This window comes from Streptomyces sp. NPDC014864 (assembly GCF_043081525.1).
Classification (GTDB): domain Bacteria; phylum Actinomycetota; class Actinomycetes; order Streptomycetales; family Streptomycetaceae; genus Streptomyces.
This window is the reverse complement of the sequence record NZ_JBIBWT010000019.1, coordinates 1-14,083: the sequence shown is the minus strand read 5'-3', so window position 1 is coordinate 14,083 and position 14,083 is coordinate 1. Positions and strand designations below refer to the sequence as shown.

Genomic DNA, 14,083 nt, shown 5'->3' with positions numbered 1-14,083 from the left:
CGCGCGGACCCGTACCACCACCGCGCGGCGGACGACTTCCGCCGCCCGTCCAGCGGGAGCCCCACCATGGTCGACGACGACGCGCGGTCCGAGCGCGAGAGCCGGTCCGAGCTCGAGAACCACGACGGGAAGAACGACGGGCCGGACCGGAAGAAGAGGGAGGACCGGGGAGCCGACGGACCGTTCGCGGTCTGGGATCCGTCCACCCTCGTCGGCGGTCTGGCCGCCCTGCCACCGCCGCAGGCCACCGCCCCGCCGGCCGCCAACGGGTCCGCGCCCCCGCTGCCCCGGACGGCGCCCGCGGCCCCCGCCGAGGAGAAGCCTCGCAGGCCCGTCGCCCTTCCGGCTCCGGCCCCTCCGCGGGACGACGCGGTGCCCAGCGTCTTCCTGGAGAAGCTCGACGAGCCCGGCGTCTCCCCGCCTTCCGGCCGGACCGACCGGGCCGAGCGAGCGGACCGGGAGGACCGGGCCGAGCGGGCCGACAGGACCGACCGGACCGCCAAGCCCGCGAAAGCCGGCCGGAAGGCCGCCGGAGAACGAGCCGACAGCCAGGAGCCGGAGGGCCGGCCCTCCGCACCCGAGTCGACGGTCACGCTCTGGGGTGGCATGGGCAGCGGGAAGTCCACGCTGCTGGCCGCGCTGTCGCGCGCGGTCCAGGACCCGCTGTACGGGAAGTGGAGCATGTGGCCGGAGGACCACGCCTCGCAGAAGTTCCTCGGCGACCTGGCGCGCATCCTCTACCGCGACCGTACGTTCCCCAACGCCACCCTCACCGAGCAGCGCCCGGTCCGCTTCACCCTGGCCGGTGACCTGACCGGCACCCGGTTCTCCAAGGCCGGCCGCAGGCGGTGGCGCCGCGGCGCCGACCGCGAACGCGACCTGACCGAGTTCAAGGTCACCGTCCGCGACCTGCCGGGAGAGGCGTTCGACCTGCACTCGCAGACCGGGGCCGCTCTCGGCGGCAAGCTCATCAAGGACCTGGGGGCGTCGCGGGCGATGGTCTACGTCGTCGACCCCGTCCGGGAGTGGCACGTCAACAGCGAGGACGGTCCGGTCAACGACGACGCCCGGCAGAACGCGGACTTCTTCACCGACGTCCTCGCCGGAGTGGCCACCGAGATCAACATGCGCGGCGAGCGCGAGGGCAATCTGCTGCCGCACAGCATCGCCGTCTGTCTGGCGAAGTTCGACGACGACCGGGTCTTCCGCTTCGCCTGCGAACAGGGAAACGTCCGGGTCAATCCGCGCACCGGACAGCCCGAGGTGGCGGACGCCAAACGCCTTTTCGACGGGTTGTGCCAGGCCTTCCCGCACGGCAGTCTGCGGGAGATCCAGCAGCAGATCGAGTTGTTCTTCGCGCCCGAACGCGTGGGTTATTTCGTCTGCTCCGCGGTCGGATTCTGGGTCGATCCCGAACGGGGTTTCGACTTCGAGAATCCGTCGCTGGTGAACCCCGTCGAGGACGACGTCCGCTTCGTCGCGCCGCCCCAGCCCGTCAACATCCTCGAGCCGTTCCTCTTCCTGCGGGGCTTCGGCCCGGCGCAGTCCTGATCCGCCCACCGACACCCGCACGAGAGAGGACACCACCATGGCACCGGGGCTGATCGCCGACTGGGCCCTGTGGGGCAAGGAGCCCCACACCAACAGCGGCTACCGGGTTCTCGCCGCCCACCCGCCCGGCCGGAGCGCCGACTTCAACACCGCCGTCCACCACTGGTCACCCGGCACACCGGCGCCTGGCGACCAACTGCCGTGGATCACCATCGGGTGCACCACCGGGCCGGACGGGACACGCACGGTCGGCGTCTTCCTCCTCGACGGCACGGCCGCCGTGGACCGCACCAACCGCCCGATCTACCGGATCAGTCACTTCGCCGTCCCCGTGACGGACGTCGGTGAGGCGGGCCTCGGCTGGTGCGGCCTGGCCCGTGCCGCCCTCGACGCCGCCCCACGGCTGTCCGAGGGCGGCACGGGGCCCGCCGAACTGCCCGTCCCCGAGGACGGCGGGCTGCTCACCGACATCGGCCCCCGGGTCACGCCCCGGGTGTCGGAGATCACCGGATGGCTGGCGGCCGCAGCGGCCCACCTGCTGGACGGCACCGTGGTGGTGACCGGCGACCGGCACTACGAGCCCCTCGAACTGCTGCTGGTCCTGGACTGCGTGGCCGCCCTGCTGCCGTACGGCATGCGCGGCAGCCTGTCCGCGGCCACCTGGACCTCCTCCGGCTCCGAGGTGCCCATGCGCCTCTACTGGGGGGCCGCCGACGACTCCCCCGGGCTGACCTGCCTGGCCTGGGGCGGCGGGCTGCCGGACCTCGGCGCGCTCTCCCCGCAGGCGCGCACCTACCACGACCTCATCATCAAGAACTGGACGGTGCACGGCGGCGAGGCCGTGCTGCGCCACCTGGCCGCCGCCCGCACGCCCCTGGACGTCACGGGCCCCACGGCGCACGCGGACGCGCTGCGGGTGCTGAACGCCCTGGACCCCGCGGTCGCCGTGGCCCACGAGGTCAGCGAGGGCCGCGACGTGGACAACGACCGGATCGACCTGGCGCTGAGCCGGCCCCGGATCGACCCCGGGTCCCTCCAGGTCCTCGCGGGGCGCAAGCTGGCGGGGCAGTCCACCGACATGGGGCCGCTGGCGGCGCACATGGCGGAGCCCGGCGTCTCCCAGGCGTTCCGCGACCGGCTCATCGCCGATCTGCTCGAGGGCAGGCAGGAGGTCGCCCTGCGGAACTTCGAGAGCGCGCGGGCCGCCACCTCCCTCACCAAGGAGGACCTCAAGCCCCTCGACGAGATCCTCGCCTTCGCCATCGGGCGGATCCAGGCCACCCGCGCGGACACCGAGCCGGATCCGGTGACCGAGCTGCTCCTGCCCGCCGTGGCCCCGTTCGCCGAGGGGACCATGGAGTTCACGCAGTGCCTGCTGTACGACGTGCCCGGCCTCGCCGGCCGTCTCGTCCGGGCCCTGTGCGACGGCCCGGACCCGGCCGGTCCCGTACTCGCCTGGCTGCGGTGGCTCGGCGACGGAGCGGCGCCCGAGGTCGAGTACAACCCCGAACTGCGGCTGCTGCACGACCTGCTGAGCACCGGCACCTGCCCGCCCGGGGCCACCAGGAAGTGGGCGGCGGGCCACCCGGAGGCGGCGGCCCGGCTACTGGAGGCCGCCGCCCGCTGCGGGCGCACCGACGGCCTGCTGCACGCGGACTTCTTCCACGGGCTGACCGGCTGTGCGGCCCGTACGGCGTCCTCCGCGGCCGAGGATCCGTCGCGGGCGCGGCTGCGGCACGCGCTGGAGCGGCCGCCCGCCGGGATGCGGCCGGAGACCGCAGCCCGCTGGGACGTGCTGTGCGCCCTGGCCGGGATTGCGCCCTCCGGTTTCGGCACCCTGGCGTCGGCGGCCGAACTGCCGGGCTCCGGCGGCCCGATCGGCCGTGTCGGCACCTACACCGCGACCCTGCGGGCCGAGTTGGAGCTGCGCTCCCTGCGCCCGCACGCCCCGGCGGTGGTCGAGCTCCTGCTGGAGCACGCCCTCGCGGTCGACCCGCACACCGGCGAGGGACCCGGCCCGACCGGCCACGACCTGACCCTGCGGATCCTGGACTGGCAGGGTCCGTGTGCGGAGCTCGTCCTCGACGCCGTGCACCGGCTGGCCACCGGGGCCCCGCACTGGAAGGAGGGCCCGGAGGACCGGCGGTGGCTCGAGCGGCTCACCGCCCGTCTGCCACAGCTGCGTTCCGACCTGGCCGTGCGCGAGGTGCATCGCGCGGCGGCCCGGGCGGGGGAGACCCGGGAGGACTGCGAGACGCTGGCCGCCCGGGCCTGCGAGGCCCGTCGCGCCGGCGCGGAGAACGACCAGCTCTGCGCGGCCCTGCAGGCCTGGGCCGCGCAGGGGCGCGTGGGCGAGCGCGTGCTCACCGTCCTGGACGCCTACCACCGGGAGTGGGTGGCCTTCGGCGGAGCGAGCCGCGCCGACGAGGAACGCGACGACCTGGAGAGCGCGTTCGCCCGCGGCGGGACGGACCGCCGGGTCTGGCAGCACTACCGCGACCACGCCATCCGGCGGCTGACACAGCTGAAGACCGACCGCGCCCAGCAGATCCGGAAGCTGGAGGACGACCAGTCGAGGTGCGAGCAGGAGATCCGCCGCCTGCGCCGGCTCGACGCCACGGCCGCCCACGGCCGCGGCTGATCCCGACCGCCCACGGCTGACCGCGACCGCGGACCACCCATGGCGGCAGCCGCCCACGGCCGCCGGCAGACCCCGACCACCCCACGACCCGCTTCGGCCCGGCGGCACGCCGCGGCCGGCAGCCCGCTCCCGCACAACCCAGGGGGACCCACCTCATGTTCACCATCCGGGCGACGGCGCGCCGCGCCGCGCTGTTCACCCTCGCCGCCGTGCTCGCCGTCTCCGGCGCCGCTCCGGCCGTGGCCGCGGACACTCCGGTGCCGCGCGACGAGATCTACCGTTCGCTGAAGGTCGACGACGTACCGGCGGCCTACGTCGTCCTGGTCGACGTCTCCAGCTCGATGCAGGACCGCGGCCCCGACGGCGTACCGCTGTACACCACGGTCAAGCGGCGTCTCGCCGACTTCCTGAAGTCGCTCACTCCCGCAGACCAGGTGGCCGTCGTCACCTTCGGGCGGGCGACCAGCGTGGTCCACCCGATGTCCCCGGCGGACCGGACCGACCACCTCCTCGACAGGGAACTCCCGGACTCCGCCAAGGAGTCGGCCAGCGATCACGGTGCCGCCCTCGACGCCGCGGCCGACCAGCTCGACCGCAGCAAGGCCCCGGTCGGGGCGGTGCTGATGCTGACCGACGGTGCCGTCAACGCGCCCGGCAGCCCCTACGCCCGCCTGGGCAGCCCGGCCTGGCAGCGCCTCAAGGACCGCTACGACGCGCTGGGGACCGACCACAAGCTCATGGGCTACGGCCTCCCGCTCGCCGAGGGCACCGGGGTCTCCGAGGTCCTCGGCAGCGCCTTCGGCGCCCCGCGCATCCTGCCGGTCGACCCGGCGGCCCTCGGCTCCCAGCTCAGCGGCGCCAAGGACCAGGTGCGCACCCAGAAGGCGGTGAGCCTGCTGCGCGCCGACCGGGGCGGCACCGTCGCGGTCTCGGTGGCGGGCGAGGGAGTGCGCGACGCCGGCGGCGGCCGGGTGACCGTGCGGACCGGGAGGGGCACCGGGGCCCGTACCCGGACGCTGGAGGTCACCGTGGTCTCCAGGGCGCGGCACGTGCCGTTGCGCGTCCGGCTGAGCGCGGCCGGCGGCCCCGGCGGCCCCCGGCTGGCCCCGACCGGGCCCGTCACCCTGGCGCCGGGCCAGAAGCGCACCGTGCGGATGACGCTGACCTGGCATCAGGACCCCCGGTTCAGCCTGGTCCCCGTCACCCGGGACTTCCAGGCGGGGGTGGGCCTGCGCGCCGAGGTCTCCTCGCCGTGGACGACGACGGTCCGCGGCTCCCTCGGGGACCCGAAGTTCTCCACCGGCGAGCCGGTGGTCACCGAGCTGGACCTGCGGGGTTCGGTGCCCGGGCGTACCCCCGGCTGGCTCTACCCGCTCGTCCTGCTGGTGCTGCTGCTGGGCTCCGCGGCGGCCTGGCGGCTCTACAAGCGGCGCAACCCGGAGCTCAGCGGGGCGCTGGTCGTCACCGATCTGCGGTCCGGCAGCCGGCAGACCGTCCTCCTGCGCGGCCGGGAGGTCACCGAGGAGACGGACGCCGGCGACGTGCGGGCCCGGATCACGGTACGCGGGCGGCAGGAGGGAGGGCGTCTGGTGCTCGCTCTGCGGTGCGAGCGGGAGGCCTCGCGCCCGGGAGGGGAGCGGCTGCGCGACACCGGCACCTGCGACCTGGGCAAGTCGACGGTGCTGTGCGGCATCGGCTTCTCCCACGAGACGGAGAGCCAGTCCGCCGTCCTGCGGTGACGCGGTCGCGCCCCACACCCCCGAGCCGCAGCGCAGAGAGGACGTCGACATGGTGATGCCGCTGGACCCGGCCACCGATCCGCCCGAGGCCGCGGGCTTCCGGCTGCTGAGCCGGCTGGGCACGGGCGGCTTCGGCACTGTCTACCTCGGCCGGCGGCCGGGTGACCGGCACGGCCCGGACACCCTGGCCGCCGTGAAGCTCCTCAAGCGGGAGTTCACCGAGGACGCGCAGCACATGCAGCGCTTCCACCAGGAGAGCAAGGCGCTGGAGCGCTGCAAGGGGGCGCGCATCCCCGAGTTGCTCGCCCTGGACTTCGGCGCCGGGCGCCGGCCCACGCTGGCCACCCGTTTCATCCCCGGGCTGTCGCTGTACCGCGTGGTGGAGTCGCACGGCGGGGCGCTGCCGCGCGACACGGTGCACACGATCGCCGCCGAACTCGTGGACACCCTCAACACCGCGCACGGCAAGGGTCTGCTGCACCGGGACCTGCACCCGGGCAACATCCTGCTGACACCGGACGGGCCGTGGATCATCGACTTCGGGCTGACCCGCATCCGCGGCCAGCGGGTCACCCTGACCCTCGACACGGTCATCGGCCACCCGCACTTCTGCGCGCCCGAACAGATCAGGGGACTGGCCAGGACGGGGGCTGCGACCGACGTCTTCGGCATCGCGGGCATCGTCCTGTACGCCCTCACCGGCCATCCCCCGTACACCGGGGAGAGCGACGCGCGGGCGATGCTGATGCGCCGCGTCGGCGGTGGCCCGCCGGACCTGTCCAGGCTGCCGGACGACACCACCGGCCGGCTGCTCCGCGCCTGCCTGGCGGAGGATCCGGCCGACCGCCCGCGGCTGGACGAGGTCGCCGAGGGCTTCGGCCGGCCGGGCGCGCTGCGGCTGCCCGAGGACACCGGCCGCCTGCTGGCCGACCACCGTGCCCGGCTGCGTGACCTCCTCGCGTCGGCGGGCAACGCCGCCGACCTCACCGTGCCGTTCCGGCCCGGGCGGCGCAGCTGGAGCGTCGACGTCGGGGAGTGGCCGCACAGCGTGGTGGCCACCGACGAGGGCGGCGTGGTCACCGCCGACGGCACCGGCGCGGTGCGCTGGCTGGACGCCGCCACCGGCCGGGAGACGGCCCGCCGCGCGGACTTCACCGCTCCGGTGCAGCTGTGCGCGGACGGCGGGGTGCTGCTGGTGTGCGACTCCGGTGGCCGGCTGGAGTCGTGGAACGCCCGGGAGCACCGGCTGTGGTGGTCCGTGCCGGCGGGCAGTCTGACCGAGGCCCGGGTGCTGCTGCGCGGGCAGAGCGTGTTCCTCGGCGACGCCATCGGCCGGCTGCACCACTTCGACGCGGTCACCCGACGGGTGTGGTGGCGGACCGATCCGCTCACCGGCGGCTCGGGCGACCCGGCGGTGCCGGTCGCGGCCGGTGCCCGGCACGTGTATCTGTCGGCCGCGAGGGGCCGGGAGATCCTCGCCGTCGACGACGAGGACGGCGGCGTCTGCTGGGCGGCTCCGGCGCGGCTGCCCGCGCCGGTCCTGGCGCCGCCGCTGCCGCTGGACGAGGGGCTGCTGGCAGCGGACAGCGACGGTGGGGTGCGGTGCCTGGCCGCGGCGGACGGCTCGACCGTGTGGGAGGTGCGGCTCGGCGGGCCGGTGGTGGCCGCGCCGGTCCGCGGGGTCGGCACGGTGATCGTCGGGGACGCCGCGGGCACCGTCCACTGTCTGGGCGCGGCGACCGGCGAGACCGTCTGGAGCGCGCCGTACGGGGAGCACGAGGAGTTCTTCGCGCTGTGCACCGACGGCGCCGCCGTCTACGCGGGCGGGTGGAGCGGGCGGCTGCACCTGCTGGGCGCGGCGGACGGGGCGTCGCTGCAGAGCTTCGACCTCGGTGGCCAGATCCTGGCGGTGGCCTGCGCCCCCGGCGGGCGGAGCGTCCATGCCGCCTCGTCCAGCGGCACGCTGCACGCGCTGCCCGCGGCGGGGGCACCGGACACCGTCACGGGCCTCTAGCCGCCGGGGCTCCGAAGCCGAGGGGCCCCGGAAGATCCGGGGCCCCTGAGCGCACGTCCGGGCCCCGGGCGTCGGACGGGACGCATCGTCGACGGGCCGTCAGCCGCCCTGGGCCGCCTCCAGGACGGCCATGGCGGCGTTGTGCCCCGGCACGCCGCTGACGCCGCCGCCACGGACCGCCCCCGCGCCGCACAGCAGCACGTTGGCGTGCGGGGTCTCCACGCCCCAGCGGCCGGTGCCCTCGACGGCGTACGGCCAGCTCAGGGCTCGGTGGAAGATGTTGCCGCCGGGCAGCCCCAGGTCCCGTTCGAGGTCAAGCGGGGTCTTCGCCTCGATGCAGGGGCGCCCGTCCGCGTCGGTGGCGAGGCAGTCGGCGAGCGGCTCGGCCAGGTGGGCGTCGAGCTGCGCCAGCGTCGCCTTCAGCAGGTCCTCCCGCGCACCGTCGTTGTCCCGGGCGAAGAGCCGGGCGGGCGTGTGCAGGCCGAAGAGGGTGAGCGTCTGGTAGCCCCGTTCGACCAGGTCGGGGCCGAGGATGGTGGGGTCGGTCAGGGAGTGGCAGTAGATCTCGGACGGCGGCGCCTCGGGCAGCGCGCCGGCGGCGGCCTGGGCGTGCGCGGCGGCCAGCTGCCGGTAGCCCTCGGCGATGTGGAAGGTGCCGGCGAACGCCTCGCGCGGATCGACGGAGGCGTCCCGCAGCCGCGGCAGCCGGGTGAGCAGCATGTTCACCTTCAGCTGGGCGCCCTCGGCGGGCTCCGGCGGGGCGTCCGCGGTGAGTGCGGCCAGTGCCTCGGGCGAGGCGTTCACCAGGACGTGCCGGGCGCCGACGGTGCCCTGCGTGTCCCGGTGCCGGTAGGTCACCTCGGCGGCCCGGCCGTCGGTCGCCACCCGTACCGCCTCGTGACCGGTGGCGATGACGGCGCCCGCGCGGCGGGCGGCGTCCGCGAGCGCATCGGTCAGGGCGCCCATGCCGCCGACGGGCACGTCCCAGTCGCCGGTGCCGCCGCCGATCACGTGGTAGAGGAAGCAGCGGTTCTGCTGGAGGGAGGGGTCGTGGGCATCGGCGAAGGTGCCGATGAGCGCGTCGGTGAGGACCACTCCGCGCACCAGGTCGTCGGTGAAGCGGTCCTCGACGGCGACGCCGATCGGCTCCTCGAACAGGGTCCTCCAGGCCTCCTCGTCGTCGACCCGGCGGCGCAGCTCGTCACGGGTGGGCAACGGCTCGGTGAGGGTGGGGAAGACCCGCTGGGCGAGGCGGCCGGTCATGTCGTAGAAGCGCTGCCAGGCCGCGTACTCGCGGTCGGAGCCGGTCAGCCGGGCGAAGGACTCCCGGGTCCGCTGCTCCCCGCCGCCGACCAGCAGGCCCGTGGCGCGGCCGTCCCGTTCGACTGGCGTGTACGAGGAAATGGTGCGGGTGCGCAGGCGGAAGTCCAGGCCCAGGTCCCGGACGATCTTCCGCGGCAGCAGGCTGACCAGGTAGGAGTAGCGGGACAGCCGGGCGTCCACGCCGGCGAACGGGCGGGTGGAGACGGCCGCCCCGCCCGTGTGGTCCAGCCGCTCCAGCACCAGCACCGACCGTCCGGCCCGCGCCAGGTAGGCGGCGGCGACCAGCCCGTTGTGGCCTGCGCCGACGATGACGACGTCGTACGTCCCGTGTCCTTCGAGTGCGGTCATGGTTCTTGTTAACACGTGATGATCTACGACGGCCAGGGGGCGGCGGACGAGGCGGCGGTGTCAGTGGCCGCCCGCCGCCCGCCGCTGGCGCAGCACCGCCACCCTGCGGTACACCTCGACGGCCTCCGCGCCGCGGCCGAGCTGTTCCAGGCAGTGCGCCTCGTCGTTGCGGCTGGCCAGGGTGTCGGGGTGGTCCGGGCCGAGGACGTGCTCGCGGGCGGCGGCCACCCGGCGGTACTCGGTGAGCGCGTCCGCCCAGCGGCCGAGCCAGCCGAGGCCGACCGCGACCTCGCGGCGGCTGACCAGGGTGTCCGGGTGGTCGGCGCCGAGCACCCGCTCGCGGATGGCGCACACGTCACGGGACTCGTCGAGGGCCTCCTCCCAGCGGCCGAGCCGGCCGAGGTTGACCCCGAGGCCGTGCCGGGCACGCAAGGTCTCGGGGTGGGTGGGGCCGTGCACCCGGGTGCGGTCCTCGACGAGGCCGCGGTAGAGGCGGAGCGCCTCCCCGCTGCGGCCGAGCCGGCCCAGGCTGATGCCGACCTCGTAGCGGGCGGCCAGGGTGTCGGGGTGGTCGGGCCCGAGGACCCCGGCGCGCGCCTCGGCGACCTCGCCGTAGGTCTGCAGGGCCTCGGTCCAGCGGCCCAACTGGCCGAGGGCGTAGGCGACTTCGTAGCGGGTGACCAGGGTGTCGGGGTGCAGGGGGCCGAGCACGCGGGCGCGCGCGGCGGCCACCTCGCAGGCCATGCGGTAGGAGTCCTCCAGGCGGCCGAGGCGGCTGAGGTTGAAGGCGAGGTTGTGACGGCAGCGCAGGGTGTCGGGGTGGTCCGCGCCCATGGTGCGCTCCCGCGCGGCGAGCACCGACCGGTACACCTGGTGGGCGTCGAAGTGGCGGCCGAGCTGCCCGAGGACGTAGGCCATCTCCTGGCGGGCGGCGAGGGTGTCCGGGTGGTCGGCGCCGAGCACCCGGATCCTGGCCCCGGTCACGTGCTTGTACGCGCGCAGCGCCTCGCCGGCCCGGCCCGTGCGGCTGAGTGTGAAGGCCACCTCGAAGCGGCTGGCGAGGGTGTCGGGGTGGTCCGCGCCGAGGAGGGCCGCCCGCTCGGCGGCGACCGCGCGGTGCACCTCCCGCGCCTCCGCCCAGCGGCCGAGGCGTCCGAGGCCGAGGCCCGCGTTGTGCCGTCCGGCGAGGGCGGTGAGCGTCTCCGGGGGCGGTGCGGGCGGGCCCTCCGGCCGCGGCGCGGGCCGCTCGCGGGGGCCCGGGACCGGGGTGCAGGTGCCGTCCGTGCCGGGGGGAACCGTCCATGCGCCGGTGAGTCCCGCGTCCGGGTCCGCGGGTGTGGCGCGCAGGACGGCGCCGGTGGCCCTGGGGCCGTCGGTCATGCCGTGCGTCCACGACGGCAGGCGGCCTCCGCGCGCGCCCGGCTCGGACGTGCCCGGCCGCGGCCGGGCCGTGACCACCGTGGGCACGTACCCCGGAGCCGTCCGGCCCGCGATGATGCGACGGCACAACTCGTGGGCGTCGCCGGGCCGTTGCTCGGGCCGCTTGGCGAGCAGGTCGAGGATGATCCGCTCCAGGTACGCGGGCAGCTCGCCGCGGTGGCGGCGCGGCGGCGTCGGCGGGGTGTCGCGGTGGCCGACGAGGATCGCCCAGGCGTCGTCGAGGTCGAACGGCGGTGCCCCGGTGGCGATCTCGTACAGGACGCAGCCGAGCGAGTACAGGTCGCTGCGCTGGTCGACCTCGGTTCCGCCGATCTGCTCCGGCGACATGTAGTGCGGGGTGCCCATGGCGACGCCGGTGCCGGTCAGCCGCGCGGTGAAGCCGATGTCGTGGCCGAGCCGGGCGATGCCGAAGTCGCAGATCTTCACCGTGCCGTCGGCGAGGCGCATGATGTTCGCCGGCTTCAGGTCCCGGTGCACGATGCCCTGCCGGTGGGTGTAGGCGAGGGCGGCGGAGACCTGTTCGGCGATCTCGACGATGTCGGGGACCGGCAGCGGCCGGTGCTCGTTTCCCTCCAGGAGCTGGCTGAGGTTGAGGCCGTCGAGCAGCTCCATCACCAGGTAGAGGACGCCGTCGGACTCGCCGAAGTCGTGGACGACGGTCACCCCGCGGTGCTGGAGCGCGGCGGCCACCCGGGCCTCACGCCGGAACCGCTCGCGCAGCACCCGTGTGAACGACGGGTCGTGGTGCGGGCCGAGCGGCTTGAGGCACTTCAGGGCGACCTGACGGCCCAGCGACTCGTCGCGGGCGCGCCACACCTCGCCCATGCCGCCGCGCCCGATCCGGTCGAGCAGCCGGTAACGGCCGTGGATCAGTCCGGTGTCCGCCATCTCGCGCCGTCGCCCCCGTCGCCGTCCGCCCCGCCCTCCCCCGGCCGGGACCTCCCCTTGGACCGCCCCGCGACCGTACCCCGGCGTCCGCCTGATCCCGAAGGCGGGTCCTCGCCCAGTATGGCGGGCTATCGTCCGACTTTGTACGGTGCGGGACGTGACTCGGGTCCGAGCCGGGCCATCGCCCCCAGGATCTGCCGGGGCGGGAGCTGCCAGCGCAGCCGTGCGGGGACGCGGCGCAGCAGGGCGCCCGTGACCCGCAGCCGGCGGGTCACGACGGCGGGCGGCGGGGCCGGTCTGCCGTAGAGGTCGTGGGCGTACGGCGGCAGGGAGGCGTACGCCAGGTGGGCCACGCGCCGCCACAGCACCGCACGCGCCGGGACGAGCAGGGGGTGCGCCGGGGGGCGGAGCAGGAAGTCGTCCACCTCTCGCGCGCCGGCTCCGGCGGCCAGTTCCGGGCGCACCGCGGCGAAGTAGGCGGCCATCGCGGCGCGGTCGGCGGGCACGGCCGCGGGGTCCAGTCCCACGAGGCGGGCGCTCTCCCGGTGCTCGGCGAGGTAGCGGTCGGCCTGTGCGTCGGTGAGGGGGAATCCGGAGCGGCGCAGGACGTGCAGATAGGAGTCGATCTCGGCGCAGTGCACCCACAGCAGCAGTTCGGGCGCGTCGACCCGGTACGTCCGTCCCGTCCGCGGGTCGGTCGCCGACAGCATGCTGTGGATCTTGCGCACCCGGGCCCCGGCCCGCTCGGCGGCCTCGGTCGTCCCGTACGTCGTCGTGCCGACGAATCGGGCGGTGCGCAGCAGCCGGCCCCAGGCGTCCCGGCGGAAGTCGGAGTTCTGCAGGACGCCGCCGACGGCGGCCGGGTGGAGTGCCTGGAGGTACAGCGCGCGGATGCCGGCCACCCACATCATCGGGTCGCCGTGCATCTGCCAGGTCACCGAGGAGGGCCCGAAGAGTCCGGGGTCGGCCGGACGTGTCGTCTCCACCCCGGCAGGCTAACGCCGACCCGGTCGTCCCCGGGCCGAACAGGAGATGATCTCCCGCTGGACGCCGGCGCCTCCAGGGGCCCCGGAGCGGCCCTGACGGCGCATATCGCAGAACGCGTTTCAAAAAATGGGGAATGCCGTGCGGTGGCCCCGTCCGCGCACCTCCTCGGTCGGCTCGGTGGCCCGATCAGCTCAGCGTGGCCATGAACTCGGTGCAGGCGCGGGCGCACGCCCGGCAGGCCTCGGCGGTCTGCTCGGCGCCGGGGAAACCGTCGAAGACGTGTGCGCTCTCCAGGCAGACGGTGCGGCACCACTCGAGCTGAGCCCGGATGCCGGCCTCGTCGAGGCCGTTCTGCTCGGACAGCACCCGGCAGGTCGCGTCGCACACCTCCGCGCACATGATGCCCTTGCGCCGGACCAGTTCCTGCTGGTCGGTGCCCCCGGGATCGACCGCGCTGGCACGCAGCGCGCACGCGCGGGCGCATTCCGAACACGCCTGCGCACAGGCGAAGCGGTCTTCGAGAAAACGAATCAGTTCCTGTTGCGATGTCGTCGCTGGTGTAGTAGTCACATCGCGCGGGTTGCCGGTGCCGACCCCGTCAAACCCGGTACCCCAGGGGGTACGGTCCCCGTCCTGGCCCGCGCCGGCGTGGTGACCGGGTTCACCGCGCGGGCCGGGGGTACCCGCGGATCATGGATACCGCATCGCTGGAGATCGCCGCCCAGGGCTTCCTGGCCGGTGCCGGGCCGTTCATCGTGGGGCTCGTCGTGGTGGCCCTGCTGATCGGCGCCTTCGTGCTGGGCTTCCGTGTCCGCCGCCGCGAGCCCGCCCCGCCCCGGCCGGAGGAGCAGCCGCGTCTGCCGGACGGCGGTCCGGTCGGCGAGGTCATGGAGCACCGCGAGCCCGACGAGGTGCCCAGGAGCGGTGACCGGCTGACCCCGCACCAGATCCCCGCGCACGGCAACATCGGGTCGCGAACCGGCACGACCCCGGAGCGTCCTTCCGGGGACGGCAGCGACACGCCCGGCCGCCCGGGCGGCGCGGAGACCGGCCGGGACTAGTAGTGCTTCGTTACCTTGGGTGATCTCGTCTGGTGGTGGGCATCTTCCTGGCATGAGGCTGGGGGAGGTGGAACGGCTCCGGGGTGAGTTA

At 75.1% G+C, this 14,083-nt stretch carries 9 protein-coding genes; 5 read left to right on the top strand and 4 right to left on the bottom strand.

The window, feature by feature from the left end; all coding sequences use genetic code 11:
* Positions 1-66 precede the first annotated feature (66 nt).
* The 4 genes from ACF1A5_RS28085 (at position 67) to ACF1A5_RS28070 (ending at position 7,945) form a co-directional block, all read left to right on the top strand.
* Entirely contained in the window at positions 67-1,551 is a 1,485-nt protein-coding gene (locus ACF1A5_RS28085; RefSeq protein WP_392195660.1) for a hypothetical protein, read from the top strand.
* Between the two features lie 37 nt (positions 1,552-1,588).
* Positions 1,589-4,192, top strand: coding sequence for a hypothetical protein (locus ACF1A5_RS28080; RefSeq protein ID WP_392195659.1), 2,604 nt, complete (start codon positions 1,589-1,591; stop codon positions 4,190-4,192).
* Positions 4,193-4,347: 155 nt separating this feature from the next.
* Positions 4,348-5,931, top strand: a complete 1,584-nt coding sequence (locus ACF1A5_RS28075; protein WP_392195658.1) for a vWA domain-containing protein — start codon at positions 4,348-4,350, stop codon at positions 5,929-5,931.
* A gap of 49 nt (positions 5,932-5,980) precedes the next feature.
* Entirely contained in the window at positions 5,981-7,945 is a 1,965-nt protein-coding gene (locus ACF1A5_RS28070; protein ID WP_392195657.1) for a protein kinase, read from the top strand.
* A 99-nt stretch (positions 7,946-8,044) separates the two neighbouring features.
* On the opposite strand, the gene ACF1A5_RS28065 is transcribed toward ACF1A5_RS28070, so the two are convergent.
* From ACF1A5_RS28065 to ACF1A5_RS28050, 4 genes are all read right to left on the bottom strand, one after another.
* Positions 8,045-9,652: a phytoene desaturase family protein gene (locus tag ACF1A5_RS28065; protein WP_392195789.1), complete on the bottom strand. Its 1,608-nt coding sequence runs from the start codon at positions 9,650-9,652 to the stop codon at positions 8,045-8,047.
* Between the two features lie 24 nt (positions 9,653-9,676).
* On the bottom strand, positions 9,677-11,944 hold the full coding sequence (locus tag ACF1A5_RS28060) for a tetratricopeptide repeat protein (RefSeq protein ID WP_392195656.1): 2,268 nt from the start codon (positions 11,942-11,944) through the stop codon (positions 9,677-9,679).
* A gap of 128 nt (positions 11,945-12,072) precedes the next feature.
* On the bottom strand, positions 12,073-12,870 hold the full coding sequence (locus ACF1A5_RS28055) for an oxygenase MpaB family protein (protein WP_392195788.1): 798 nt from the start codon (positions 12,868-12,870) through the stop codon (positions 12,073-12,075).
* Between the two features lie 247 nt (positions 12,871-13,117).
* Positions 13,118-13,501 (bottom strand): ferredoxin, encoded by a 384-nt coding sequence (locus tag ACF1A5_RS28050; protein WP_392195655.1) that lies wholly within the window; start codon positions 13,499-13,501, stop codon positions 13,118-13,120.
* A 122-nt stretch (positions 13,502-13,623) separates the two neighbouring features.
* Here ACF1A5_RS28050 and ACF1A5_RS28045 point away from each other — a divergent pair, with 122 nt between their 5' ends.
* Positions 13,624-13,992, top strand: coding sequence for a DUF6479 family protein (locus ACF1A5_RS28045; protein ID WP_392195654.1), 369 nt, complete (start codon positions 13,624-13,626; stop codon positions 13,990-13,992).
* Positions 13,993-14,083: the final 91 nt, after the last annotated feature.

What these genes read in the sequence shown, in the direction of transcription:
- ACF1A5_RS28085 (WP_392195660.1), top strand. Translation starts at nt 67, where the DNA reads ATGGTCGACGACGACGCGCGGTCCGAGCGCGAGAGCCGGTCCGAGCTC.
- ACF1A5_RS28080 (WP_392195659.1), top strand. Translation starts at nt 1,589, where the DNA reads ATGGCACCGGGGCTGATCGCCGACTGGGCCCTGTGGGGCAAGGAGCCC.
- ACF1A5_RS28075 (WP_392195658.1), top strand. Translation starts at nt 4,348, where the DNA reads ATGTTCACCATCCGGGCGACGGCGCGCCGCGCCGCGCTGTTCACCCTC.
- ACF1A5_RS28070 (WP_392195657.1), top strand. Translation starts at nt 5,981, where the DNA reads ATGGTGATGCCGCTGGACCCGGCCACCGATCCGCCCGAGGCCGCGGGC.
- ACF1A5_RS28060 (WP_392195656.1), bottom strand. Translation starts at nt 11,944, where the DNA reads ATGGCGGACACCGGACTGATCCACGGCCGTTACCGGCTGCTCGACCGG.
- ACF1A5_RS28055 (WP_392195788.1), bottom strand. Translation starts at nt 12,870, where the DNA reads ATGCACGGCGACCCGATGATGTGGGTGGCCGGCATCCGCGCGCTGTAC.
- ACF1A5_RS28045 (WP_392195654.1), top strand. Translation starts at nt 13,624, where the DNA reads ATGGATACCGCATCGCTGGAGATCGCCGCCCAGGGCTTCCTGGCCGGT.